This window comes from Pseudarthrobacter ribosi (assembly GCF_055412865.1).
Genome location: NZ_JBVAYZ010000004.1, coordinates 12,304 through 37,026, shown reverse-complemented (window position 1 = coordinate 37,026; position 24,723 = coordinate 12,304). Strand labels below are relative to the sequence as shown.

General features: G+C 59.6%; 14 protein-coding genes. 4 read left to right on the top strand and 10 right to left on the bottom strand.

Annotated features, from left to right (window positions below; genetic code table 11):
- Both ACZYZ5_RS05320 and ACZYZ5_RS05315 read left to right on the top strand, forming a co-directional pair.
- Nucleotides 1-2,298 carry a 3'-5' exonuclease gene (locus ACZYZ5_RS05320; RefSeq protein WP_463899777.1) on the top strand — a complete coding sequence of 766 codons (2,298 nt, stop codon included), beginning with the start codon at nt 1-3 and terminating at the stop codon, nt 2,296-2,298.
- Between the two features lie 109 nt (nt 2,299-2,407).
- Nucleotides 2,408-3,337 (top strand): protein NO VEIN domain-containing protein, encoded by a 930-nt coding sequence (locus ACZYZ5_RS05315; RefSeq protein ID WP_463899774.1) that lies wholly within the window; start codon nt 2,408-2,410, stop codon nt 3,335-3,337.
- 44 nt (nt 3,338-3,381) lie between these two features.
- Here ACZYZ5_RS05315 and drmB read toward each other — a convergent pair whose 3' ends face one another.
- The 9 genes from drmB to ACZYZ5_RS05270 all read right to left on the bottom strand — a co-directional run bounded on the left by drmB (nt 3,382) and on the right by ACZYZ5_RS05270 (nt 21,511).
- Nucleotides 3,382-5,466 carry a DrmB family protein gene (gene drmB, locus ACZYZ5_RS05310; protein ID WP_463899773.1) on the bottom strand — a complete coding sequence of 695 codons (2,085 nt, stop codon included), beginning with the start codon at nt 5,464-5,466 and terminating at the stop codon, nt 3,382-3,384.
- Nucleotides 5,459-8,659 (bottom strand): helicase-related protein, encoded by a 3,201-nt coding sequence (locus ACZYZ5_RS05305; RefSeq protein ID WP_463899772.1) that lies wholly within the window; start codon nt 8,657-8,659, stop codon nt 5,459-5,461. Before ACZYZ5_RS05305 ends, drmB begins: the two co-directional genes overlap by 8 nt.
- A 9-nt stretch (nt 8,660-8,668) precedes the next feature.
- Nucleotides 8,669-10,477: a UvrD-helicase domain-containing protein gene (locus ACZYZ5_RS05300; RefSeq protein ID WP_463899769.1), complete on the bottom strand. Its 1,809-nt coding sequence runs from the start codon at nt 10,475-10,477 to the stop codon at nt 8,669-8,671.
- Nucleotides 10,467-15,140 carry a DEAD/DEAH box helicase gene (locus tag ACZYZ5_RS05295; protein ID WP_463899768.1) on the bottom strand — a complete coding sequence of 1,558 codons (4,674 nt, stop codon included), beginning with the start codon at nt 15,138-15,140 and terminating at the stop codon, nt 10,467-10,469. The genes ACZYZ5_RS05300 and ACZYZ5_RS05295 overlap by 11 nt, the downstream gene beginning before the upstream one ends.
- Nucleotides 15,141-15,249: 109 nt before the next feature.
- The gene (locus tag ACZYZ5_RS05290) at nt 15,250-16,359 is read right to left on the bottom strand and encodes a DNA cytosine methyltransferase (RefSeq protein WP_463899766.1); all 1,110 of its coding nucleotides are present in this window, start codon (nt 16,357-16,359) and stop codon (nt 15,250-15,252) included.
- 234 nt (nt 16,360-16,593) lie between these two features.
- Entirely contained in the window at nt 16,594-17,325 is a 732-nt protein-coding gene (locus ACZYZ5_RS05285) for a hypothetical protein (RefSeq protein ID WP_463899763.1), read from the bottom strand.
- 48 nt (nt 17,326-17,373) lie between these two features.
- Nucleotides 17,374-19,437: a DUF262 domain-containing protein gene (locus tag ACZYZ5_RS05280; protein ID WP_463899760.1), complete on the bottom strand. Its 2,064-nt coding sequence runs from the start codon at nt 19,435-19,437 to the stop codon at nt 17,374-17,376.
- 251 nt (nt 19,438-19,688) lie between these two features.
- Complete coding sequence (locus tag ACZYZ5_RS05275) at nt 19,689-20,942, bottom strand: hypothetical protein (RefSeq protein ID WP_463899758.1); 1,254 nt, start codon at nt 20,940-20,942, stop codon at nt 19,689-19,691.
- 341 nt (nt 20,943-21,283) lie between these two features.
- The gene (locus ACZYZ5_RS05270) at nt 21,284-21,511 is read right to left on the bottom strand and encodes a hypothetical protein (RefSeq protein ID WP_463899756.1); all 228 of its coding nucleotides are present in this window, start codon (nt 21,509-21,511) and stop codon (nt 21,284-21,286) included.
- A 604-nt stretch (nt 21,512-22,115) separates the two neighbouring features.
- Here ACZYZ5_RS05270 and ACZYZ5_RS05265 point away from each other — a divergent pair.
- Nucleotides 22,116-22,718 (top strand): DUF4230 domain-containing protein, encoded by a 603-nt coding sequence (locus tag ACZYZ5_RS05265; RefSeq protein WP_463899755.1) that lies wholly within the window; start codon nt 22,116-22,118, stop codon nt 22,716-22,718.
- Between the two features lie 337 nt (nt 22,719-23,055).
- Nucleotides 23,056-23,829, top strand: a complete 774-nt coding sequence (locus tag ACZYZ5_RS05260) for a hypothetical protein (RefSeq protein ID WP_463899753.1) — start codon at nt 23,056-23,058, stop codon at nt 23,827-23,829.
- Nucleotides 23,830-23,946: 117 nt separating this feature from the next.
- On the opposite strand, the gene ACZYZ5_RS05255 is transcribed toward ACZYZ5_RS05260, so the two are convergent.
- On the bottom strand, nt 23,947-24,693 hold the full coding sequence (locus ACZYZ5_RS05255) for a haloacid dehalogenase type II (protein ID WP_463899750.1): 747 nt from the start codon (nt 24,691-24,693) through the stop codon (nt 23,947-23,949).
- Between the last annotated feature and the right edge of the window lie 30 nt (nt 24,694-24,723).

Below are 24,723 nucleotides of genomic sequence, written 5' to 3'. Positions count from 1 at the left end.
ATGGCGCTGGTGACATGGATCAAGCAGAAGGACAAGATCGACGGCACCATGAAGAACAAGGTGTACTCCTTCTTCGAGAAGCTCCAGAAGGACGACACCGCGCCCGGGCTTCACATTGAACCGATGCACACGCCCGCGGACCCCCGCGTGCGGACGGGCCGGATCGATCTCAACTACCGCGCCGTGCTCTTCAAAGTCGCTTTCGACACCATCCCGCACTACTTTTACTACGGCGCATGGCCACACGACGAGGCAATCGACATCGCCCGGTCCAGCGTGCTTCAGGTGAACTCGGTGAACGGCGTCCTGGAGGTCATCCGGGCATCCACGCCTGACGGCGGTACGCCCCCTGTCCCGAGCTTTCCTTCATTGGCGCCAGTTGTTCCTGATGCCCCGGCGCCGGAGCCCGACGTCAAGTCTCAGGTTCCGGGGGAGGAGCCCGGGTCGCCTCGCGGAGAGACGGCCGAACCTTGGACGAACCCGCTTCTGGGGTGCGGCATGAGTCCCGCAGGATTGATCTCGGAGCTCGGCCTCGCCGCAGATCTTGTGGGTCGGGCATTCGCCGCGTCCTCGGACGAAGATCTCCTGGACGTACTGGACGAGGCGCCGGAATGGCAGGCGACTGCGCTCCTGGAACTGGCTGCCGGCACCTCCGTGCAGGAAGTCCAGGACAAGCTGGCGCTGAGCCGCTACGTGGACGACCCGCAGGCGACAGAAGAGGAGAAGATCCGGAAGTCACTGGAGCATCCCGCCACGAAGATGCAATTCACGTTCGTGGGTGACAACTCGGACGAGCTCAAGAAGGTTATCGAGGGTGGGGACTTCGATTCCTGGCGCACGTTCCTGCATCCTGAACAGCGTGTCTATTCGGAACGCCATTACAACGGCTCGTTCCGTCTGTCGGGCGGTGCCGGAACCGGCAAGACGGTGGTCCTACTTCACCGCGCCCGGATGCTGGCGGCGGCTGAACCGGCGTCCCGGGTTGTCCTTACTACCTACACGACGACCCTTGCTGACTCGCTGGAAAGCGGGTTGGCAAAGCTGGATGCCGCCCTTCCACGGGCGGCAAAGCCAGGAGCACCCGGAATTTATATTTCCGGAGTTGATTCACTCGTCAGCAAAGTGTTTCGCGGGGCTCAGGAAATCGAGCAGCGCCGCGCCATGAAGGATCTTTTCGGGCTCGAGATCTCTGCCCCGGGGAAGATTCTGGACGCTGACAGTGCCCGCCAGCAGTGGGAGTCAGCCCTGGCTGACGTCGACCACCCGTTGGAGCTCGAGCTCGCCAATCCGACGTTCCTCCAGCAGGAGTACGAGACGGTGATCCTGCCCAACTTCATCAGCGGCAAGGACGAATACCTTAAGGTGCCCCGCGCTGGCCGCGGCACGGCCTTGAACCGGGCGAAACGGCTTGCTGTCTGGAAAGTCGTTGAAGCCTACCGGTACTACAACCGGATAGAAATGCACGCTTCGTTCGTGGAGTTGGCGCACCTAGCTGCTCTCGTGCTTCGCCAGCGTGCCGAGGCCAGCGGAGCACGCCTTGTTGATCATGTACTGATCGATGAAGCCCAAGACTTGCACGCCGGTCACTGGCTGTTTCTGCGGGAGCTCGTCCAGCAGGGGCCGGATGACCTCTTCATCGCCGAGGATTCGCACCAGCGCATCTACGGGCAGAAGGTCCCGTTGTCCCGCTTCGGGATCGGCATCGTGGGCCGTTCACGCCGGTTGACTCTCAATTACCGCACCACCCAGCAGAACCTGGCGTACGCCGTCGGACTTCTTAGCGGGGCACCGGTGACGGATATTGAAGGTGATCAGGAGTCAATTAATGGCTATACCTCTTCGCGGGTGGGGCCAGCGCCGGAAGAAATAGCGTCCGCTTCGATCGCTGAGGAACTGGATAACCTTACTGACTATCTGCGGAGGTGGAAAGACGAAGGAGTGCCGCTAGAGACTGTCGGAATCCTGGTCCGCTCCAATTTCCAGATCGGTAAAGTCATCAACGGACTGAATGAACGCCATCTCGAAGCCAGGACGGCCGGTGCAGCGACGGTGCCTGGTGTGCCATCAGTAATGACCATGCACCGGTCGAAGGGCATGGAATTCACGCGGGTGGTTCTCTTTGGGATTTCGGACCAAACGCTACCGGCGTCCTATCAGGTCAGGGGCTTGGCGCCAGCCGAGCAGGACGACGCAATTCTCCGTGAACGCTCGCTGCTCTATGTCGCGGCAACACGCGCACGCGACGGCTTGGTTGTGTCGTGGAGCGGGAAACCGTCAGAGCTGCTTGGTACAAAGTAGTTTCAATACTTACGAATATCAGTGACAACCATTTGGGGGACTAATGACGGTTAGTGGGGTTGGGAAAAAGGCGCGTTGGTGGGACGGCGACGCTTCGCAGCGCTACTGGATGGAACTGGTCAACGTGGACACCTGGGGGAGCGAGCTCATCGCTCCCGATACGTCCCGATACGAACTGATGCACGATGTTCGAATTGGCGATGTCGTTCTTCACTGGGTGGGGAAAAACAATCCCATGGGCTTCAAATCGGGGATGTACGGCGCCTCGATTGTGGCGGGCGAGCTGCAGCCCCGGGCGGGGGACTGGTTCGGTAAGCCTGCCAACACGATTCCTCTCACGAAGTACACCGCGCTTCCCCGGCCCTACCTGCTGACAGACCTTCGGGCGGACCACCAGGAAGACATTCTGGGCGTCAAAAGCGACCTTGAACGCGACTTTACGGACACGGCCGGCCTCACCATCTACTTTCCGTTCCAGAAGCATCCCACTAGCGGACTCAAACCAAATCAAGGCTATCTCTTCAAACTGCCCTCGGAAGTAATCAAAGTGGTCTATGGTCTGCTGCCCGACAGCGACTGGGGCGGATTCGACATTCCGCTCGTTGCGCCGCCCGTCGGGGGACAGAACGGTGTCAAGCAGCGCTACGCGGGTTTCTGTGCTGACCCGATATTGAAGAAGGCCATTGAGATGCAGGCAGTCCGGCAGGCGACTGCTCACTACGAGGCAGCCGGGTACAGCGTCGAAGACGTCGGAGCCTACCGGTCTTACGATTTGCTCGCCAAGCGCGGTGACGAAGAGCGGCACGTAGAAGTAAAGGGCTCTCAGGGATACGTCCAGAAGGTCATTCTGACGCGCAACGAGGTTACGCACGCGAATGACTATGGCCTAACGGACTTGGTTGTTGTGGCGGATATCCGGTGGGAGCGCCACCTCGATGGTTCTATCGCCACCGACGACGGGACGATGAGCGTCTACCCGGATTGGCGGCCCTCGCCGGAGAATCTGAAGCCGCTGAGCTACGAGTACTTCCTGGATTAAGACGTGGAGCTGTGGGGGGTCGGAGGTCCGACCCCCACGGGTCCTCAGTAAGCCTTTTCGGCCAGCTTGTCGGCTAGATCGCCGGGGGAGAAGTCATCGGTGTGGTAGATCGTCCAGCCTTCCTCGGCCAGCCAGTCGTCCCGTTCCTCGTCTCTGTCCTCCAGGACGGCGACGCGTGCGCCGGCCCAGGAGAGATCGATCTGCCACTGGTTATCCGGGCCGATGTCAGCGCCCCAATCGCCGGGATCGACGTCGGCCTCAACAAGCTCGGAAATGAGCTCGCGCAGGCTTGGGCCAGACTCAGCAAAAACAGTGAGCCACGGACTCTGGCGGACTCTCTCTGGGACACCGTCGGCAACGGCGTCCTGACTATTGGCCGCATTGCCCGACGATTGAATGGGATTCAGCTCAGCCCAGTCTCTGAACCCGAGACCGATCTGCCCATGCACCCCAAACAGAGTTCCGCGGTCGAGGTTCGAATTGAATAGTTCGCAACTGGTTTCCGGGACCAGCACACAGCAGTGACAGGCAGCGAGGTTCCGGGCGTCCGTGCCGGAACCCCGGGATTCAATGCAGACAGGATCAGCAGAGCACCATGATGTCCTGAACAGGCCCTCGTCGAGGGCAGCACCCAGGCGGCCGGGGCCAGCCTGGGCCGCGATGCCGCCCAGACTGCCGGCGGAGTCAGAGGACGCCGTGTACAACAGCACGCCGACCTGATCCTGTCCGACGTAGAGGCGTTCGCGGATGGAGGATGCTGGATATCCCGCGTCCAACGAAAGCTGGTCGATGACGATGTGGGAGAGTGTATGAATCAGGGTTTCCACGATGCTTACCGGGACCGGATCTTGGCCACGTTGTTCGGCTGCACGTTTCACGTTGTACCGGAGCGTTTTCTCCCTTCCGGCTGCGAAGTCTGTTTCCGCCCATGCCTCGACCTGTTGCCGGTCGAGTGCAATGAACAAGCCCTCACCCAGGGTTTCAATTGCAGGCAGCCAGTCCTGACGGTTGTCGTCGGGAAACAGCGGAGAAGGCTTGGCCTCGGGGTTGTCTTCACTCCGGGGGTGCAACCGGCTGAAGCCATAGAGCGCCCGAACCTCCCGGAGGCGCGTGACTTTTCGAGTTGCCTTGATCCAGTGGTTATGCGACTCGGGTACAGCAACTTTCTCGGCCACAAAGTCTGTGTCCGGGCTGTCTCGGCGGCCGTTCATCAGCGCCATGAATTCCTGCTCGCGCAGTTGGTCCTCGGACAGCTCGATCTCGTCGCTTCCGTGGAACTGGCGCTTTATTTCTGCGCGGAGCTCGTCGACGGAAAAACGGCCGTCAAAGCTCTCTACGATTCCTTCAAGCACCCAGGTGGAGCCAGGATCGAGTGCCTGTGGTTTGCTTAGCTGTGAAGCGTTAGCCGTGACGACCTTGGACAGAAACTCGGAATAGGGCGGAATGGAGATTGCAGAACGAACAACGGGAAACCAGACGTTGGACGCACCACGCTGGACAGTCTTGGGCGGTTTCCCGCACTCCCGTTCCCGATAGCCCCATCCAAGCCATGGGCGGTTCCCCTGGCACTTCATTTCCCTGAGCGCGATCGAGTTGAACGCATCCGCCATGGTCCGAGATTTGCCGCATGAGCAACGCACAACCATGTCGGCCAGCGAGGATGTGCGGCCCTCGGACGCGAGACTCAGCAGATGCTCGGCATCGTCATTTGGTGAGTAACCGTGGACCCAGTACGCGTAGGGGAAATCATCGATGTGCCCGTCTTCGCAAGCGATGACAAAACGGGATGGCGTCAGCGGTGCCAGCGACTTGCACAGACCACACTTGGGATCCTCGTATGAGGCCTGCAGCTGTTTGACCGTGCCGATTCGATCGCAGTTAGGGCAGATAAGAATCTGGGGAAAGCGCACGACCGGAATCTTGCCCCGGGCGCCGGCGGGTGGCAGCAGCAGCTGGGAAACATGCAGACTCCGGGCCAGACGAGGTTCGCTGACCGGTTTGAGATGCTTCTTGTCCCATTGATCGATGCTCGTGATCATGAAGCTGTTGTTTTCTGCTGGGAAGAGGCTTCCGACGCCGAACGTAGAGATCAGCTGGCTGCGCCGGGCGGCGTATGTCTTCTTAGCCAAGGGAGGCGTCCTTCCTTAGGGGGGCCGGGCGGAGGGTCGTTTCGGCATCTACATCGCGCATGCTCCGCGGCGTTGGCCATGGGATGGTGCTCGTGCTGTAGACGAAGTCAGGGTCCTCAAGGGCCTTGCTTGAATCGATAAGTAGTGCCTGCGGGGATTTTTTCGTTGCCTGATACGGCAGGTCAGCGTCGGCAAGAGCGGCCTTCCGCCAGATGTTCAGGAGCCGCTCTAGTTCTTCGCGCGTTGCCTCGGATTCCTCCGGATCTATGGCTTCCACCCTGTCCCCGATTAGGGACATGATCTGATCGACAACATGGGATTCAACACGTACCTGGCCAGCCACAACTCGGAGTTCCGGGACGAGCATCCGCAGCGCCGACACCAACGTGGCGTGAAGACCGCGGTCGCGGGAACGGGCTGCGAAGGGCGTGGCGCTGGTGGCCTCCACAGCCCGGTAGAGGGCCCCGTGGAAGTCGTTAAACGACTCGTAGTGCGATCGGTCCCGGGTTCGGGCGGCGTTGAAGATTGTCACGACCAGACCCGGGTGCTGCCGTCCGACCCGGCTGGTTGCCTGGATATATTCGGCGCTGGACTGAGGCTGACCCATGACAGCCATGAGGCCCAGCCGGTCCACGTCGAGGCCAACGGAGATCATGTTGGTGGCAAGCACAACGTCCTCTGGCTTGAGTTCGCTCATCAGACTTTTCTCGAGGGACTTGAGCGCTTCAGGGATCTTGTGGTTTTCGACGCGACTAGTTAATTCGCTGAGCTGGATGGTTCGGGACGAGTTGCGTTCATCGCGTTTTGCCAGCAGGGTCAGCCGGGCGCGAACGTCGTCGTAGACCTGAAGATATGCCGAGCCCAGAACACGGAGGCTGTTGAAGTAGCCCACGAGCGTCCAGTACGGGTCGCGGTCCGCTTCCTCTGCGGCGTCGATGACGGTGGCCGAGTGGAGCAGCGAGGCGTACGTGCGGACCATCAGCGTCGCATGGCTTGTACCCGAGGCCAGGACCCCGACGTACTGCCGACTGCCGTACTCATTTGATGGCGCCTTCTCCGCGAAGAACGAGTCGTCCGGGTCGAGCCCGGGCGGCGGGAAAAGGCTTGAGCCTCGGTTGAAGACGGAACGGATTTGCTGCTCTGCTCTGCGGATGGTTGCCGTGGAGGCAATGATTTTCGGCTTACGATGAGCCGAACCACCGGGACGATTTATTCCGCCTGCCGCCAGGTCGACCGCAGTTTCAAACAGGCCTACGGTTGATCCGAGTGGGCCGGAGATCAGGTGAAGTTCATCCTGAATGATCAGGTCGGGGCCAATGTCGGATGCTGAGTTGCGTCCAAAGAGTGTAGAGACTTCACCCCTCCAGGACATGCCAGCGAACTTGTCCACGGTCCCGATCACGAGCTCGGGCCGCTCCCGGTAGACATCGGTATCGATGATGTGGACCGGCAGACCGTCCACGAACTGGCACTGCTTGTTGGCGCAGCTCACGATCATGCGTTCATAGGGGACCTTGACGATCCGGTAATCATCCACGGTGAGCCGAGTTCCGCACCAGGGGCAAGCTTCGATCTGTCGAGGGTTTCCCTCAACTACGTCTTCATTTCTCCTCAGCTTGGCGAGATTCGTCTTGGCCGTACCAATGTCGTTGGGCGTCGCGCCGCCACCGACCCATAGCCCGATGCCGAAGGGCTCATTCCCGATGCGTCCCTCGTTCTGCTGTCGTACGGATTCGAGTGAACAGATGAGCATGGCTGCGCGCTCGAACTGCTGGATGGTCAAGAGCCGCAGGGTGTAGCGCATGATCACGGCGACGCCGCGTATGTTGGTGTCCCGCAAGCGGCGTAGCAGGAGGAGGTAGGCGATCAAGCCAAGATACGCCTCGGTCTTGCCGCCACCGGTGGGGAACCACAACAAGTCAGCGACGTCGCGGTCAGGATGCTGATCATTCGTGACGGATGGCAGGTTGATGAGGACGAATGCAATCTGGAACGGACGCCATGACTGTTCGCCAAGTGCAAACTCGCCTTGTGCGCCCTTGCGGACCCAGTCCTGGCGTGAGCGCTGCATGTGCATCGCCTTGTTGGCCAGCTGGAATGCCTCGAAGGCATCGTCGTCCGTCGCCAGGAGGCTGATGCCGGCGGCGATTCTTTTGTGCGCTTCTGCGGCCCGATTCATGTGGTCAGTACCAATGCCCCGTAGGTGCTCAGGGACATGGGATGGCCCGTCGGCGGTCATTGAGCCGGTAGTGGCTTCGATCCACGACGAGTAGTCCTTGGCCAGCTGGGTCAGTTGAGCAACGACCTCTTTCCGAGTGGCGGAACCCAGGAGCGAAAGTGACAGGTTGGCGTCGCTTCCTCCGGCCATGGAGCGGTGGACGTCCTGCCGGGGGACAAAGGTTGTGGCGACGCGTTGGCAGAGCCGATTTTCGACGTCGACGTCCTTAACTTCAACAGCACAGCCGTGACCGGCGCCGAAAACCATGTGGTTTCGGTAGAGCAATTCTGAGGAAGCCAGATCCGGGTCCGTGGGGAGGTCCAGGCGAAGCTTGGAACGATCAACCAACGCGGGCCGCTCGGTGCGGACGGTCAGACCGGCCTGGAACCAGCAGGCAACGTCTTTGTCCTCGGAAGCGCCCGGCTTCGGCTGGGTGTTTCGGAGAACTACGGTCACCGTCACAACTTTGTCTTCCGCCGGGCGGACCAATGCATACAGTTCAAGCGCACCCCCCTCGAGTAAATGGTGCTGGGGACCTGGGGAAGCCAGATCAACGTCGACCGGACCTAGGTCGGCTGCCTGTCGCTGCCAGTCATACACGTCACGCTTTTTGCTTCCGCTCTGACGGTCGGTTTGCACGGGTGAATACCGGGCCGCGGCCAGCGAAACCTGAAGTGAGGACGATAGACGGGTGTCGACGGAGACCGTCATGCCCACGCTGCTCGGGTAGGTCAGCCGTGCGTTCGCCACCGGGCTGTCGACTGAGGCTTCACCGGACACAGCAGACACGGATTCGGGCTCGTCTGGCGCCTCAACGTAACTTTCGTCGGCCGCTGGCCACAACACACCGGTGACGTACCGTTCGAGGGGCCGCTCAGTGATCAGCTCGTCCGGAGATACTGGGCCGTACAAATCGGTGACCAAGCGGTCCACCATTTCGCGTCGAAATGCGTATTTGGCGTTCAATACTGACAATGAATTCTCCTAGTCGCGGATCTGGCGGATAAGACCGGTGAGGCGGGGCACGAGCCACATGCCCGATGCCCCTAGGCCCGAGAGCCTTGTTTCTTCCGGGTGCCCGGTGGCGCATTCGATCGAGGTCACGCGCGCGCCTGTGAAGCCCACGGGCCATTTCCAGTTCCGGCTGTACTTAAAACCGAAGGATCTTTTGAGGTCATATCCGAACGATTGACTCGTTCGACCTAGCACCTTTCCATCGCCGGTGGTGAGAACGTACCGCGGGATCTCGCCGGGGCCAGGTTCGTCTCCCTGGCGAGTTCCGGACACTATCTCGCCCAGAAGTTCATCGAGGACGAGGTTGTTCTGTACCCCTTGGGCGTCTCCGGTTGCCGGGTAGTAGGGGGACAGATCATCAATGTCCGAATTAGTGAATTCCATGCGGTCCGTGTACGGCCCGGTTTTTCCGTACGCCTTCTCCAGCCAGCGCCCGTTTACGGATTCCATCCGTTTGAGTAAGTTTTTTGGGAGCTTGGTGGAAATGATCTCTTCGCGAGCACGGCTGAGAGCCACGTATTTCTGTTTCAACGTGTCCGAGTTTATTTTTGCCGCTGGCGCACCGGATGGCGGCTGGAGGTAGAGGACGTTCGTGAACTCAAGGCCCTTCGCCCGGTGGACGGTCGAGATGACTAGAGGCGATGCGTCATCCACGGTCAGGGTCAGGGGAACGGACCGGCTGCGGAGCCGCTGGCTGAGCTGCGGCACGTTCAGTGAGTCGTAGGCCGTGAAATTTCCCTCTGCGGTCTTCAGCGCAAGCCAGCGATCGCCCGCATCATCGCCGAATAGTTCGTGCAGCCTGGACTTAATCTCGCTTGAGTCGTAAGTCCGATCTTCCAGATCTTTGAAGACGTGGTGAACCCAGGGGGCTACGCTCATCTCCTGTGCCCTGCGCCGGATCAGGTGCGGATAGCCGTTTTCCCATAGGAGCTCGCTCGCGACAAGGACCTCGTAGTTCGTTGAACATAGGAGGGCCGTCGTGCCGCCCCCATATGGACTAAGGGCGCCGGACTCGTGGAGCACGGAGGTGCTGCACGATTGCAGTCGAAAGTCGTCGAGCAGTCTATGCGCCTTCTCAACGTCGACTCCGTCGAGGGTGTCGAGGCTTCTGATGGCGTCACCAACAGAAATCAGTTCTCTCGTCCGTTCGGTCTCCGCTCTATAGTGGTGCTCGAGAGTTTCGTGATGGGCTCCGAAATCGTCAATGAGCCACTGAATCAACTCGTTGGAACTTAGCTTCGATTCCGACTCGTCCAGCTGGAAGTCGTAGATACCTTGCAGGGAGTCGCCGAGGACGGTGATGCCGAGTTCGTCTCCAGCCGCGGAAAAAAGCGCTTTCACCAGCTCCGCCCGATCGCCGACGAGGTCTTGTGCCTCGTCCACCATGATGTGCTTCAGGTACGTGATTCGATCGGGCGTTTCCTCGCCCGCGATGTATTTCGTGGCTTTTCGAATCTGGGCGTCAAAACTGTCGCCCAGAGTATCCTCGTCCATGTCGATCAGAATCTGCGCTGCAAAGGAGTCGAAAGTGCGGATCTGAAGACCATCGAGGTCATGGATCCGCGCCCTTTTTCTGACCGCCTCGACTGCGGCCCGGGAAAAGCTCAACACCAGAATTTCGTCGGCAGGATTTAGGCCATCTGCTACCAGGGTCTTCACTCGGGCAAGAAGGACCTCAGTCTTACCTTGGCCGGCCGCAGCCGTGACGAACATCCGCGCATCAGGCTCCGCGTCCGCGACTGCTCGCTGACTTTCGTCGAGCTCAATCTCAGCGAGCACTTATCGCCTCGCTCTTCCACAAATAGTCCAGCTGGGTAAACGCCAGCTGCTGACCGTACTGGTCCAAATTGTCCTTTACGTTGACGATCAGGACTTCTTCGCTTCCTCCGTTGAGCGGTCCGCGGAGACCTCGGCCGATCATCTGGATGTATTTGTTGGGAGAAAACGTCGGCCGGCAGACATACACGGCGTCGACCTTGGGTGCGTCGAAGCCCTGGGTAAGAACATCGAAGTTGGTCAGCACGCGGATCTTTCCGTTGCGGAAGTCCTCGATGATTGAACGCCGGTGGCCCAGATCGGTCTTGCCGGAGATAGCGGCTGCCGGAATGCCTTCGACAGACAGGACAGCTGCGAGGGCCTCGGCATGCTCTACCGAAGCGGCGAAGACCAGGGTCGGCCCCTTCGTTTCCGAAGCCTTGATGTGGTCCAGAATGGCTTCGTTTCGCTGGGTGCTGTCCGCTACTTGCTGGAGGTCGATGCGGGCCTCAAGCATGGCACTTTGGGAATCCTCGTCTGTTGCCGAGCGCATGTCCTTCAGCTTGAGCTCGATACCCTTCAGCTCTTCGTGGTTCACCTTCGCTAGAACGCCCATGCCTTGGAGGTACTCGTGGGCGTTCTCCGCGCTGAACTCATCTGGCTCGATGAGATTACGTCCGAATCTGGCAACCAGTCGCTCAGTCTCCTTCTCGTTAGTACCCCGGTACGGAGTGGCCGAAAGACCAAGCAGCGACCGGGACTTTTCGGTGAATGAGCGGCCAAACCAGGAAAGAACCGGGGTGTATGAAGTGGCGGTCGCCCCATGGGCTTCATCGATGATGACCAGGTCGGGATCAGACATCCATTCGTACATGGAGCGACGGTTCTGCTGGATGCTGGCGAGCGTTTGAATGGTTGCGACGACGAGATGGAGTTTGGTTTCTTCTCGGATGGCGCTGTTCCCACCCCAAAGCCGGCTCACCGCCATTCGCTCGCCGGGTGCTCCCGCCGCCTGCCATACGTACGTCCACGTTTCGATGGCCTGCTCGCAGAGTTCTTCAGATTGGGCAATCCAGATGACCAGGCGGTGGTCATCCTTCGGCGTTGCTTTGATATCTCGGATCACGGATTCGACGGCTACGCGTGTCTTGCCGGCGCCTGTGGGCAACTGAACCAAGCCGCGGCTGTGCTTGGTATGCCCGGCGAGGAGGTCGTCGATCTTCTTGCTGGTTGTCTCCTGATATTGGTGAAGTGGGTTCAAACCCACCGGTCCAACAAACTCCTCGCGTTCCGGCTTCTTCTTGATTGATTCGCCAGCCATGGCCGGGGAGAACCCGAGCTCCTTCACGAACTCCTGGGCTGTACGGCCGCCACGGAACTGGTCCGGTGCTTCGATGCCTGCCTCGGAAAGCGCAGGCTTAAGCACCTTGAGAAGACTGCTGCCGTGCAATCTACTGACGATTTCGAACATCCGCTCGTCTGTTAGCTCTAGGTCTCGTGCGTCTAGCATCTTCATAACCGCGTCCGGAATGAGCTTCCGAAGCGTGTCGCGACCGACCAACTCAGCGATCTTACCTGCGTCCGTCTTTTGCTTGTTGGCGTTGATGATGCGTGTGTTTGCCGCATCATCCTTCTTAAGCTGGCGCATCGTCTGCATGACTTGCGAGGCGATCTTCTTACTGCCAAAGGCGCCGAGTATGGTTGTCAGCAATGCCTGCTCGCCCTGGGGGGCACGGTAGTACAGCACCCCGTCTTGGAGATAAGACGCCTTCGGCGTGGCTTCGGAACGTGAGTCGAAGCTATTCGTGCGGACTTCATCGACGGAGGCGCAAGGAACACACAAGGTCTGAACCGTAACTTCACTAGCTGCACGCTTGAGAAACGGAAACCGCGATTTGATACTTTCTGGTGCTTCGCCTTCTATGGGCGTGGCGCGGGCTGAGGTATGGAACTCGACGATGATCGGTTTGAGACCCCAACGCTCTGTGAGCGCTTCATCGAGATCCGGGTGACCGGTGTAGAGAACAGGAACGCCAGCTGTCTCTACGAGATAGTCTCGGGAAGCGGGGCCCACTGCCAGAACTACGTCTGAAGTAAGGTACCGCGTGTTTCGTCCCCCACTCAGAGGAGTTAGAAGCTCCTTCGGTGGACGTACGTCGAGGACAGCGAGAGCCCCATAGAGTTCGTGGACTTGCAGCATGGGTAGGTGTTGCTCAGCAAGTGAATAGACGAAACTCCATTGGATCTTGCGTACGTCGGTCGGTAGACCTAACGCTTTCGCTTCCTCCTCACCAGGAAAGGGCAAATAGTCCGTGGGAATCCCCTCGACTTGCCCGACACATTTGTTGGTGTCTACCAGCCCCAGCGGCGTATCAAAGGCGCCGTGGTTCTTGACCCACCAAAGGTCCGGTCCGTCGATGGTCTCAGCGGCCCGGAAGCCGCTGCTGAACTCGACTTTGGTTGGGTACTGTGGCCGGCTAAGAATAGTTCGCGTGACCTTCGCGCGGGTCGATGCTGACGCATCAGCCAAGAGGTGAAGACCATCCGTAGTCAAGGCCTGGCTGAATCGGATCCCGGCCTCTGAAAGACGGGCCGGTCCATTGCGCGACTGGTCGGAAAGGCGGCCAGCCTCCCGGGTTTTCCACAGATCGTATGTGCCCCCGGCTCGGATCATCTTCGCTTCCGCAAGGGTCGTTCGTGCGCCCAGGTTGCGCAGTAGGGCGATGTCGTTGGCGTGAAACTGGTCGTCCACAAGAACAGGCTCATCCCCTATGTTGGTTTGGGGAATCAATCCACCCGGTAGCCAAACATCACCAAGCTGACGCCAGTTATGATCGCGGCAGCGAACCAGAATTCTTGCAGGTTCCGTCCTCTCATTCAGTATGGAGAGGCTTTCCGGAACGGCGAGTGACCGAGTTAGTTTCCAAAGGGATCCGGCCAGCTCTGGATCTAAGTAATCTTGAGCAACGTCGCTAGCTACCCGGCTGACGATGCCCCGGCCGTCTTGGGCTTGAAGGTCTAGCGAACGAAGGAAGCTGTTCGCATTCCCGTGATGCATAAGTTCGTATGACACAACGTTGGCCGACTCGTCGTCGGCCTTCATGGGAAGGAAGACCCGTGAAATGATTGGTGGTTCGACGCTGCCGTCGGACATCAGCACAATTCGGCTTCGCCGCATTGCGGCCCGGTAATCGGTGTAGGACTTGTCGATCATCGCCGCTATCTGCAGCGCGTTCTCGTAATCCTGGAGCTCTCCACCCACGACAACTTCTTCCAGCCACTCCTCAATGGACGCGCGCTTGAGATTCGCTTCCTTCAAAATGCGCACGACCTGTGATTCCCGTCCTCGCAAGGCCGACGCGTGAAGCCAGTGCCGGTCCATTGGAACCCATGAGTCCCAGAGAGAGATGAGTCGTGTGGCTTCTTCCAGTACCGGCTGAACCTTGATTTCGCTTGGGAGCCGCAGTACGCCTGATCTGTCCGGCAGACACGGGGCGAATGGCAAAATCTCAAAGATGGGTTTGTTGATCACAGAGTCGGCCCACGAATTCGACTCCTTATCGCGAGACGGCAGAATATCGAGAAAGAAGGACGGATCGTCCGGAGTGCTGAGGTCGTTGAGGGCGCTGGCCACCATACGCGGAATTGTCCGGGTGAGGATCTCCCGATTGTAAAGGGTTTCTAGCATGCTGTGGCGGTCTTCGTTCATTTTGAAGGCAGCGTTCACGATCCCGCGCAGCGAAGTTTCGTGCTGCGTCGGGAAGTAGTTCCAGAACCGTCCCAGCTTGCCGCGCTGGTTGCCCGTCATTGGTACAGCCCAGGTCACATCAACATGCTGGCGTGCAACGATACTTCCTGCCTCGACCTCAGCCTGGGTGCTGACTTCGTGCTTGTGTCGGAAAATGAGCCAGTCGCTGTTTGAGACACCGTTGTTGAGGCTGACACGGTTTTCATCCCGGTCGGCTGTCCAGGTGACTGAGTAGTCTTGGACCCTATCCTCGAATTCCAGCGAGCCAATCTTGTCGGAGAAGAGGAGGAACTCTTCAGGGAATTTTTTCATTTCATCTGACAGCCAGCTGACGCTACCCGTCAGCGGAAGCTTGACGACAGTTGAGGCCCATTGAAAAAGCTCCTGGAGAACGTCGTCGCTCTCCGCCTCCACGTAGGGGTCGACGGCACTTGCTAGGCGCAGTATGGGGTACGTCGCCAGCCCGGCGTAAAGATTCTGGAGTGCTTCGCGGCTGTTTTCCTGACTCCATGAGACGGACCCGCTCCTGCTGAAGATCTGGGGGCTGTCAGTTACCTGGATAACTGACTTGAATCCCAACCCGAAGCGGCCGATCTCTTCATCCCTTTTCTCCGAGGAGTGGGAGAGCATGAGGGTGCGAAATCCAGCCTCGGTGAAGGGCTGTCCTTCGTTCGCGCAGTACAGCGCGTCCTTCGTCAGGACGGCTCGGATTCGGCCTCCTGGCGCGTTGATGGCGTCGGCCGCGTTCTGAATCAGCTCGTTGAGCTGTTTACGACCGTACCCACCCTGCGAGATGGCGGCCTCGATGTTACTGTGTTCGCGAATGAGGTCCGGGCGGGCCCTATATGCATTGAGCGCGCTCTCAGTTTCTGAAGCAACAAACTTGCTAAGCGGCGATGCCGTCCCAGCCCATGATTCCCGAACCATCATTGGTTCCATCCCCCAAATTGAAATTAATGCTAGCGGCCCACACCGGGGTGTTCCCGATCATTACTACCACTGGATGCAGACACTATTGGAGATGGTGACGGTGGCCGATCGGAGTGTCTTACAAATGTTGCAATAACCGCGAAGCGATGGCCCGCCCAAGTGCAGTGGGCACAGCATTGCCGATCTGCTTGGCTATCGCTGTTTTTGAACCGATCCACAGCCGATCATCAGGGAAGCCCTGCAACTTGGCAGCCTCGAGATGCGTGATGGCTCGAGGCTCGATTGGATGGAGGTAGCGGCCCTTTTCGGGCTTGAAGAATTCAGTTCTCACCGTCACCGAAGGCTTGTCCCAGTGCATTCGTCCCATCACGTCAGCAGATCCAGTCTCGTGCTTTATCCAGCACGGCGCCTTGAGTTCCTTGGGTAGGTCGAATCGGTTGCCACCCAGTGGGATCTCAGCAAATCGGGCAAGCGACAACTTGGCGTAGTCGCGGCTGAGGTGTAATTCGGAGGTGCGGAAAGCTCCCGCGAAGGTGCGGCCTGCGTAGTCCGTTGAACGTTCAGGAAGCGTCGTCTGGGTCACGCGAGTATCGATTCCTCGCAAGGCTTGTCTAACGGTGCGATGGCGGCCGATGTGAGTCGGTAGGGGGAATCCAGGGAAGGGAAGATCCCTGTGATGACCGATGAGAATCGCCCGCTTCCGAGCCTGGGGAGCCCCGTAGTCAGCCGAGTTTAGGACGTGCCACTGGAAGTCATAGTCCTTGATGAGACCGTCCGGGCCGGTAGCGTCCCTGAAGTCTTGGAGCTGTTGTGACTTGCTGAAGGCAGGAACGTTTTCGACAATGAAGTATTTTGGCTTGGCCCTGGAGAGCGCTGCTGCATAGGGCTGCCAGAGACTATTTCTGATGTCTTGGGGGTCCTGCTTGCCCAGTTGAGAGAATCCCTGGCAGGGTGGTCCCCCAATCACGACGTCCACTTCGGGCACCGTGTCCTTGACCAGCCAATCCTGGATCGGACCCGGGTAAACCTTGTCGCCGAACGTTGCAGCGAATGAGGCTGCGGCAGCAGGCTCAAACTCCACTGCGCGTTCGGTGACGAACCGGGGGGAGGCAGCGTAAAAGCCTTGCGTCAACCCGCCAGCACCGGCGAAGAGGTCAAGAACCGTGATCGACTTGGCGGTCTTCTTACGACTGTAGGGAGCGGCCGGCGCAACGGGGTTCTTAGTCATAGTGGACTAAGAATATAGGGTTCGAACGACAGATTCGGATCGCTGTGGAGCTCGGCCGAGATTCCTGGACGATCGACCGGCGGCATGACTCCATGCATGGGCGCAGCAACTGTTGTCAACGCCGCAGGGGTAGACGGCCTGGCATTGCGCCCGGTCCGGGCTGTACGTCTGCCAATAGACGAGCAGCAGCAAGCAGCATAGTTCGAAATTCAGATCAGACCTACATCGGGTGCGTTACGCGGTCAGGACTTTGATCATGGCGGGAATATCTGAAGGCGTGACGATGCCCGTTGGCTTTTCACGGCCAAGACCACTATCAGTTATAACAATCGCAGCAGGCGGTTCGACTCCTCTGTCGCCCGCAAATGCGGCTAACGCATCCACGACCTTGAAGGACTTGCTTCTGAGAAGAACCCTATCCTTCGATTCGGCGCCGACTTCAACGACTTGCTCAATGGTCACGTCGTCGGCAAGATATCCATCCCCCTGATACTGCATTGCCAGCCACCTTGCGACAGCGTTGGTGGTGATGAGTCCAAGTTCACCGTTCGCGCTCCTATAAGGCGACTGGGAGAAGTTCGCGGGAACGCCGACCATGTCAAGAAATCTTGGCAGGCTGTCCAGGCCCATTAGAACTATTGGGGGCTGGAGCTTCAGCGCAGAAATGACTAGGGGCGGTTTTTCGATGTAGTCAACCTGCTTTTCGATCCATCGGACCGTTTCCTCACGGGGGTTGGCATACGGCTCGTCCATATCGCTATAGGGATGGTGGGAAATTACATTTCGCAGATCCGCGAGTTCCTTGAGGCGCTTTTTCTGTTCCTTGGTTAGCAACTTGGAGCCGTCCACAAGTTCGTAGAACCTCACGTACTCGGTCGCACCGGATCGGTGCCTTAGCAACTGCTCGATCCGGTGGAATGCATTGAGGAAGCGGCGAGCAGGGTCCAGAACACTTTGGTTTGTCACTAGGTATCTTCCTTCGATGTGCGCGCAGTTGATGGGGTCCAGCTCGGGTCAGGATCCAAGCGCCCGCTCGGCGGCCCGGATGACTATCTCGTCGTCTTGTAACCCTGAAGGAAGGTCGTCGGCAATCGCATCGTTTGCTTCCAGGAAGTATGCGGCAGCGGATCTGAGAATCTGCCTTTGCGCTGCGTCCATGCCGTCCCAGCTGAGGAGCAGCGATTCCAGACGGGATGCCAGGGCCGGGATCAAATCGCCGTGGTATCGACTCCCTTGTAGATGAGCCGGGAGAAGTTCCGAGAGTTGTAGGAGCTCTTCGCCTGTCGTCTCGATACAGTACGGTTCGACATGCTCCCAGAGCGGGCCCAGGTCATCCCGAAAAGCTGTCATTGGGTCGTTTGACGGAGCCTCGCGGAAAAGTCGAGCGGAAGTTGGCTTGGGCCAGACCTCGTCGGCGATCTGCCCGAGCCAGCGCTGACGCTCCTCAATCTCGGCGACTCCCCATTGAGGAACGTCGATCAGCGCTGTGGTGAGAGCCACTTGTGATTCAGCGTAGTGGGCCTTCTTGTCGGCAAAACTCTTGTTGCTGGCAGGAATATTGAGCCCAGAGAACAAAAGGGTGAGGTTGCCCCAGCGATTTAGGTAGTCCGCATGCAGGTCTTCATCGTCGCCCAAGTCGTGCCGCCAGCCCGCAGAAAGCGTTTGTGGCATGATGTGCTCGATGTGCACCGAGCTGGAATCCTTCAATTGCTGTTCCTTGTTGTACGACAGAGATTCCTCTATGCGCTGCATCGTGTATCGCAGCAGGTACTGCCGACCCATTTTGAGCGTCTGAAACGCAGCAAGAAACTGTTCAGTGTCCGGCATGCCGCCGACGAGAATTGATCGGGCCTCTTCGAGTTTCCCGCCCTGGCTTTCCACGAGCATCTGGGCAGCATCTCGATATCGTCTCTCGATATCGTTTGTACCAAGGCCCACGACACTGCTGTATCGGAACGTCACGACCTCCGCGAGGCGGGCAAAGTCCAGGAAATCCGCCTCGGACAGGTACCGGCGTGCAGGCAGTAGTGCGATGTAACAGGACCGCGCACGGAGAGTCTGGAGGTCGGTAAGTACTTTTCGTGCCGGCTCGTACGAGACCTTGCTCGGCGTCTCGAATTCGCCGTAGTAGGCGGCCGAAATCGACAGGTCATCGAGAACCCACGCTGCGCCTCGAATCCCAACCAGGGACTTGAAGTGCCCAAAGACTTCCTCCTTGCGGACGGACGGCACCGTGGCTAGGAGGTAGTGCCGCAAGAAGCGGCTGACATCTACCTGTGATCCCAGAGATTCCAGCATCTTGTCCCAGTCGGCAGACGCCTCCTCGACGTCTTCATCTGACGAGGATTTGGCAATTTGGCCAAGCACATGGCTCTTCAGGAGGTCAGCCGCAGAAAGCTGCAAGCCGCGGTCGTTGAGAGTCTCGAAGAGAAGGAAGGCGTCGGCTAGATCGCGAACTTCAATGACGACGAGGTCGACCTTTTCCATGAGGTTCTTCTCAAAAGACCGCAACCACGCGGGCTGCTCCGCTTCAAGCATGCCGTGAAGATGTCCCGCAATGTGGCCGCGCAGCCGCTTCAGGTTGGCAAGAAGCGGTCTATTGCGTGACCGTACGTCTTTCTGTAATGAGGTCTCGTCATCTAGGAGCTTGCGCTGCGGGTCATGCGGCCCACGTAGAACGAAGTCCCGAAAGACCGGCCAGTTTGCGGAGCCAGTCTTGAATTTGAAGTACGCGTCCCCCTCGGCCAAATCGTCAGCGGTGAGTCGTTTTTCGATCCGGTGGACGTCCTTGGTCATCTGGCGCAGGTCACACTCATCGCGAAGCGCGGCGAGAAGCAGCATGAGTGTTGTCAGGCGCTGCTGTCCATCGATGACCAGCGGTCTGTCCAAGTCTTCTGTACTCAACACGATCGATCCAAGAAAATGGCCAGAAGGTGCATTGTCTAGAAGGTCGCCCCATAAGTCATCTACTTGCTCAAAAGTCCAGGAATAGGGACGCTGGTACGGAGGGATGCGGAACTGTTGCTCCTCCACAGACAAAAGTGCTTTAAGGGACTTTTTCTCGGCCTTCAGATCCACAATTCTCTCTCCGGTGCTTTCTCAGCGGCTGAAGAAGCCATTACTTCTTCGTCGTCCAGGCGTTAGCTGTCACGCAACAAACTAGCCCCAATACTAGATGCCGGCGCCCGCCCGAGAAGGACTCATCACACGGCATGGCTGGACATGAACTTCTGGCGTAAATGTCTGCGTCCAACCGGGCATTTTGAAGAGTGGTTCATGACTCGTCCGAGACCTGGTCCCAAGGATTCGAGCTGTCCTCGTCAACGAGGCTAGGGAGCCTCTCCAGGCTTCTCAGAGATCAATTCGGGAAGTTCGTTACCCGGCGACCGCTTCGCCTCGATTTGGCCCGCCGCGCGGATCACGACATCGCCGCCCACCTTTGCGATCCCAACGGGGACTGCCTTGGCAACAGAAGAAACCGACGTCGACGTGTTCTTGGCGAAATCCGATAGGGACTTCCGCCAAGTCTCGCGTTCGACCTCCTTTTGGAGCAGGCCTTCCAGGCCGTAGATTTCGGCAAATGTTCCGATCAGCCTGCTGGCGCTTTCAGCGGAGTCCAGCAGTGAGCGACTCTTCTGTGGGCTGCGGACACGATTGAAGTCGCTGACGTTGGCGGAGGCTGTCAGTGCGTCCAACAACGACTGCAGTCGGCTAGTAGCGGCATGCTCCCGCCGGGCTGCTGACCCTTGGATTGATTTGGCATGTGCTTCGACCGCCTCGGGATCGCGCTGGCGCAAATGAACAAGTTCGAGCGTTTCGAGGCGCTGCTGATTCGCCTGGCACGCGGCCAGAATCACCAGCCATGAGCGCAGTTCGTTGTCTGCGGTGGTCTCAGCAGCTTTCACCTTGTCGGCGAAGGCGCGAACATTCAGAGATCCCGTGAGGTTCTCAATCTGAGCCAAGGCATGTGAACTTGCCTGTGCAAGGGCAGTGGCGTGACCTGCAATCTGGGACCATGCCGTGTCGGTGATCCTGCCGGTTTCCTCGTATAACTCGAAGGCGCGCAGGAGTACCTGCGTGAGGCCTTGTACGTCGCCGAGGGCACGGGCTCGATTGTCTTCAAGAAGGCGATCGAGCTTGACGTCCATAGCTTGCGCCAGTTCTTCAAGCTGCGCGACGGCGCTTCGAAGTGCCATCGTTGCGGTCAGTGTCGCAAGGTTGGACATAACAAGCGGATTCATGCCCCCGGTGGTGAACTGCGCAAACGAATCTATTTGCCCCTTCGTCCCCCGGATCACTCCGCTGAACACGCCCCCTTGGGAGAGGTTGAATTTCGCGAGTTCAACGAGCCGCAGGTGGGACTCCGGGGTGAGCTGCACCCAGCTGCCGTCCAAAGCCGTCAAGACCGCTCCGAGCCCAGTGGCATTCGCGACCAGATCGGCGGTTCCCCTGCCCGCCTTCCTCGCCTGGTTGGCGTCAATGTCCAACCGCGAAAGGAGTGTGCTGATCAGGTCCGGGTCCCCTGCCAGAACAGCGGTGCCCCCGGAGACATGGATCCCGACTTCGTTAGATGATTCGCTCATTGGTGCATTCTGGCACGGGGGACCCACACTCGGGTCCAACGTTCAAGAAGTGTCGCTGATGTCTACGAGATGGTCGAGCTTCGCTGGAACGGATTTCGCCCAGAAGATCACCCACTTGGACGGCTACGTTGGAGATCTCCGACTGTCCGGTGCTGCGGTCCCGCTCGGCGAGAAACACCTATTGACCCACGATGTCCCAACGTGGGTAAAATTCTTGAAGCCGTCTAGCAGCCACTCGGTGCATGGCTGCCTTTCACGCACCCCAACGGAACTACCGGACGCAACCTACACCCGCCGTCGTCGTTCTACACGAAGCTGCTGACCCAGTGAAGGAATCCGATCTACTTCTTCCGCGCCTTGTTAATGAATTCCGCTGCGTGACGGTAGGCCCGCTTGGCCTCGGGGCTTGTCGCTGCTCGATACATCCCCTTGCCGTCCTCAAGCAGTTTCATTGCCTTAGCCTGCGTCTCGGGGTCTTTGACGAGGGAGTAAAGCTTGGTGCCACCGGCTTTTGCTTTATCCCCGCCGCTCTTCAATAGGGCTGCGGCTTTGTCTGCTTTTCCAGCCATGGTTTGCTCCGTATCATCGGTGGTTCGTCAAGTGAGATTAGCACTGTCTGAGAATGCCTTATGGAGCCAGACGAAGCAGGGGAAATCGCGCTCCACGTTGACGTTGAATTGGCCATTTCCGTGGGGGATCCGGCGGCGCTGCGAGATCAATGCGATATTGGTCTCGCAGCGCTAGGACCCGTAGGCCAACCCATCGCCGATGCAGCGGCAGTGGTGCGCTCGGAGACAGGTTAGGCAGCGACTGCAGGCAACACTACGAGCGATCCGTCGCAGCTTTGTTCGATCCCAATCGGAACGTCCGCGTGGTGGATTCCCACGCTGAGGCCATCGCCCAAGACGTGAAGACGATATGCGGCTATGAGAAGTTGGTCGACCTCGCCCGGCTTGACAGCGGGAATCCGAAAACCGCCGTCACGCTCGTAGGCCGACTCGGGCGCAACACGGCGAGCTCGGCATGCGCACGGCAGCCGAGCCAAGCACAGGCGCTACACTAAACCTGAATTAGCCAACCGGCACACGTCCGATTGGCAAACTATAGGAACGGCCCCGGGTCGTTTCAAGGGATCGATGGGGGCCGATCATCGCCAAGTTTTTCAAGCTCATCGTGTTCTTGGTAGCGGGCACGACCGTCCTGGCGCTGGCCGTGTTTGGTGCCGGGAACATGTTTGGGTTCAACCCGTTCAAGTTGAGCCAAACCGACCGGAGCCAGCCCGCGCTGCTGAAGTCGATCAAGGACATCAGCCAGTACCACGCCGCGGTGGGCAACTTTGAGGTCGTGCTCGACGTAGAGGACAACGTCGGGTGGATTCCCGCCATCATCGCGGGACGGCGGACGCTGTTTGTCGCGGCGGGCACCGTCAACACCTATGTCGATCTGTCCGGCCTCGCCGACAAAGACCTGGTGCTGTCCGCGGACGGCAAGTCGGTTACGGTGCGCCTGCCCGAGCCGCAGCTCGACAAACCCAACATCGACCATGACCGGTCCTATATTTTTGGTCAGGACCGCGGCATCTTCGACCGGGTCGCCGACGCGATCGACTCGCCCCAGCAGGCGCAGTTCTTTAAACTCGCCGAGACGAAGATGACCACCGCCGCGGAGGAGTCGGAGCTACGCAAGCAGGCTGCCGAGAACACCAAAGCCATGCTGACCGGCATGTTCGGCTCGCTCGGAATCCAGGCCACCTTCCTCGACGACGCGTCCGGCTGATATGTAGGGGTTGCCTGTCATGAGGGCAAGGGCGAGCGGTACTGGGCTGGTTTGTCCTGGACCGCTCTTTCGTTTCTGTTCTCTCGCGTCGTCCCACTTGGCTGGCGCGTCATCTTCGACGAGAGAGCGCTGTCAGGCTGATATGCGCGGGTTGGTTACCGCCGGACGAGGTTTCGGCTGGAGGATGCGGTGGCGCGACGCGGCGTAGCCGTCCCAACCGTCCATGGAGACGTCGTCGATCTCCGGGGCCGGGTTCCGGGTCTCCTTTAAACGCCGAACGTCCGCTTCCCCCAAAAATGCGGGACACTGGAAGTCCCGACCACGAAAGCGGGCCACCTTGATTAGTCCCCAGCACGGCGCCAGCGGCGCCGGGCATCTCGATCCGCTGCTGTATCCGTGGGACCCGCCCGTGGCCTCGGGTGTCATGGACGGCGATGGGTTCTGGCCCCTTGAGCTTTCAGCCGGACTGGATGAAGCCCTAGCGCAGGCCAATGCGGCACCGCTGGAGGCCCGTTCCCTGGTGGTCTCCTTCGGCTCGAATTCAAGCGCCGACGTGATGCGGCGGAAATTCGCCAGCTACCACCAGCCGGTCAGCGCGGTCCTGCCGCTGGTCCGGGGGCAGCTCCACAACATCGCCGTTGGCCACTCCGCCCACGTGAGCAAGACCGGCTACATCGCCGCCGCCCCGTATCCGCTGCTGGGAGAGTGCACAGCGGTCTGGCTGTCGTGGCTGGACGATGTCCAGCTGATGGCCCTCGACGAAACGGAGCCCAACTACCGGCGGATCCAGCTCGATGGCGAAGCCTGCCCGCTCGTGGCGGACCACGGGGGACGTCCGGAGGAGTTTTCGCTGTTCACCTCGCGCTGGGGCGTGCTGACCGACGGCGACGGCGGGAAGCTTCCCTTCCTGGATCAACCTGCCCTCTTCGGGCTCCTCGCCGGCAGCGGCACCGGGGATCTTCTGGAAGAGGGGAAGTCCGTGTTCGGCGGGCCGCCGGAGTTTGTTGCCGAGCAACTCGAGGTGCCCTCGGTCCAGGTATGGGCCAGGGAATGGTTCAGCTCGGCCGGCCTCGCCGCACCCGTGGACTTCGACGGTCTTTGCACGGGGTAGCCACGCCTCTGGAACGTCGCCTTCACCGGGCGGCGATGTTCCCCGGCGATGTGCTGCGCAATGTACTCGGCATCGCGGCCCAGGGTCCAGATCAGGAAGCCGCCTGCTGCATGCAGCTCAGGCCCCGAGCTCGTGAGCCAGTTCGGTGATGCTCGACGCCGAGAGGTCCCAATCGCTCTCCGGCGTCAGATCCGCAACCTGGCCCGGGCCGTATTCGGTGGGGCGGGCGATGAACGCCGTCGCCAGCCCAGCCTCCCGGGCAGCACGCAGGTCGTTGTTGTGGGCGGCCACGAGCATCACAGCGCCGGGCCTGAGGTCCAGGAACTCCGCAGTCCGAAGGTAGGCCGTCGGCAGCGGCTTGTACGTGCGCGTCATGTCCGAACCGATGATCACGTCCCACGGAAGGCCGGCGTTTCTGGCCATGTCCAACAGCAGCGAGGTGTTGCCATTGGAAAGGGGGCCCACGATGTAGCCACGGCGGATGGCGGCCAGACCCTCCAAGCTGTCTGGCCATGGGGGCAGCCGGTGCCAAGAGCTGTTCAACTCCTCCAGGGTTCTTGCGTCCAGCCGGTCCGGATCGAAGCCGTGCAGGCGGAGCACTTGGTCCAGGTTTTCGCGGTGGAGTGTGTCCAGGGTGGCGAATTCGCGGGATCCGGAGCGGATGGCTTCCATTGCCGGCTGGTAGAGGGCGCGCCAGTCATCGGCGAACGCCTCGGCGTCGAGATCCTGCCCCTGAGTCGCAGCGAAGGCGGCCGCCTGCCGGGCGACGCCGGTGCGCCAGTCCACCACCGTGCCGAAGGTGTCGAAGAGGACGGCGCGTACCTCGCACCCGGTTGACGGTGAACGGTATGGCTGGAACGTCATATCCTGTTTCCTTTCCCATACTTCCCTGAC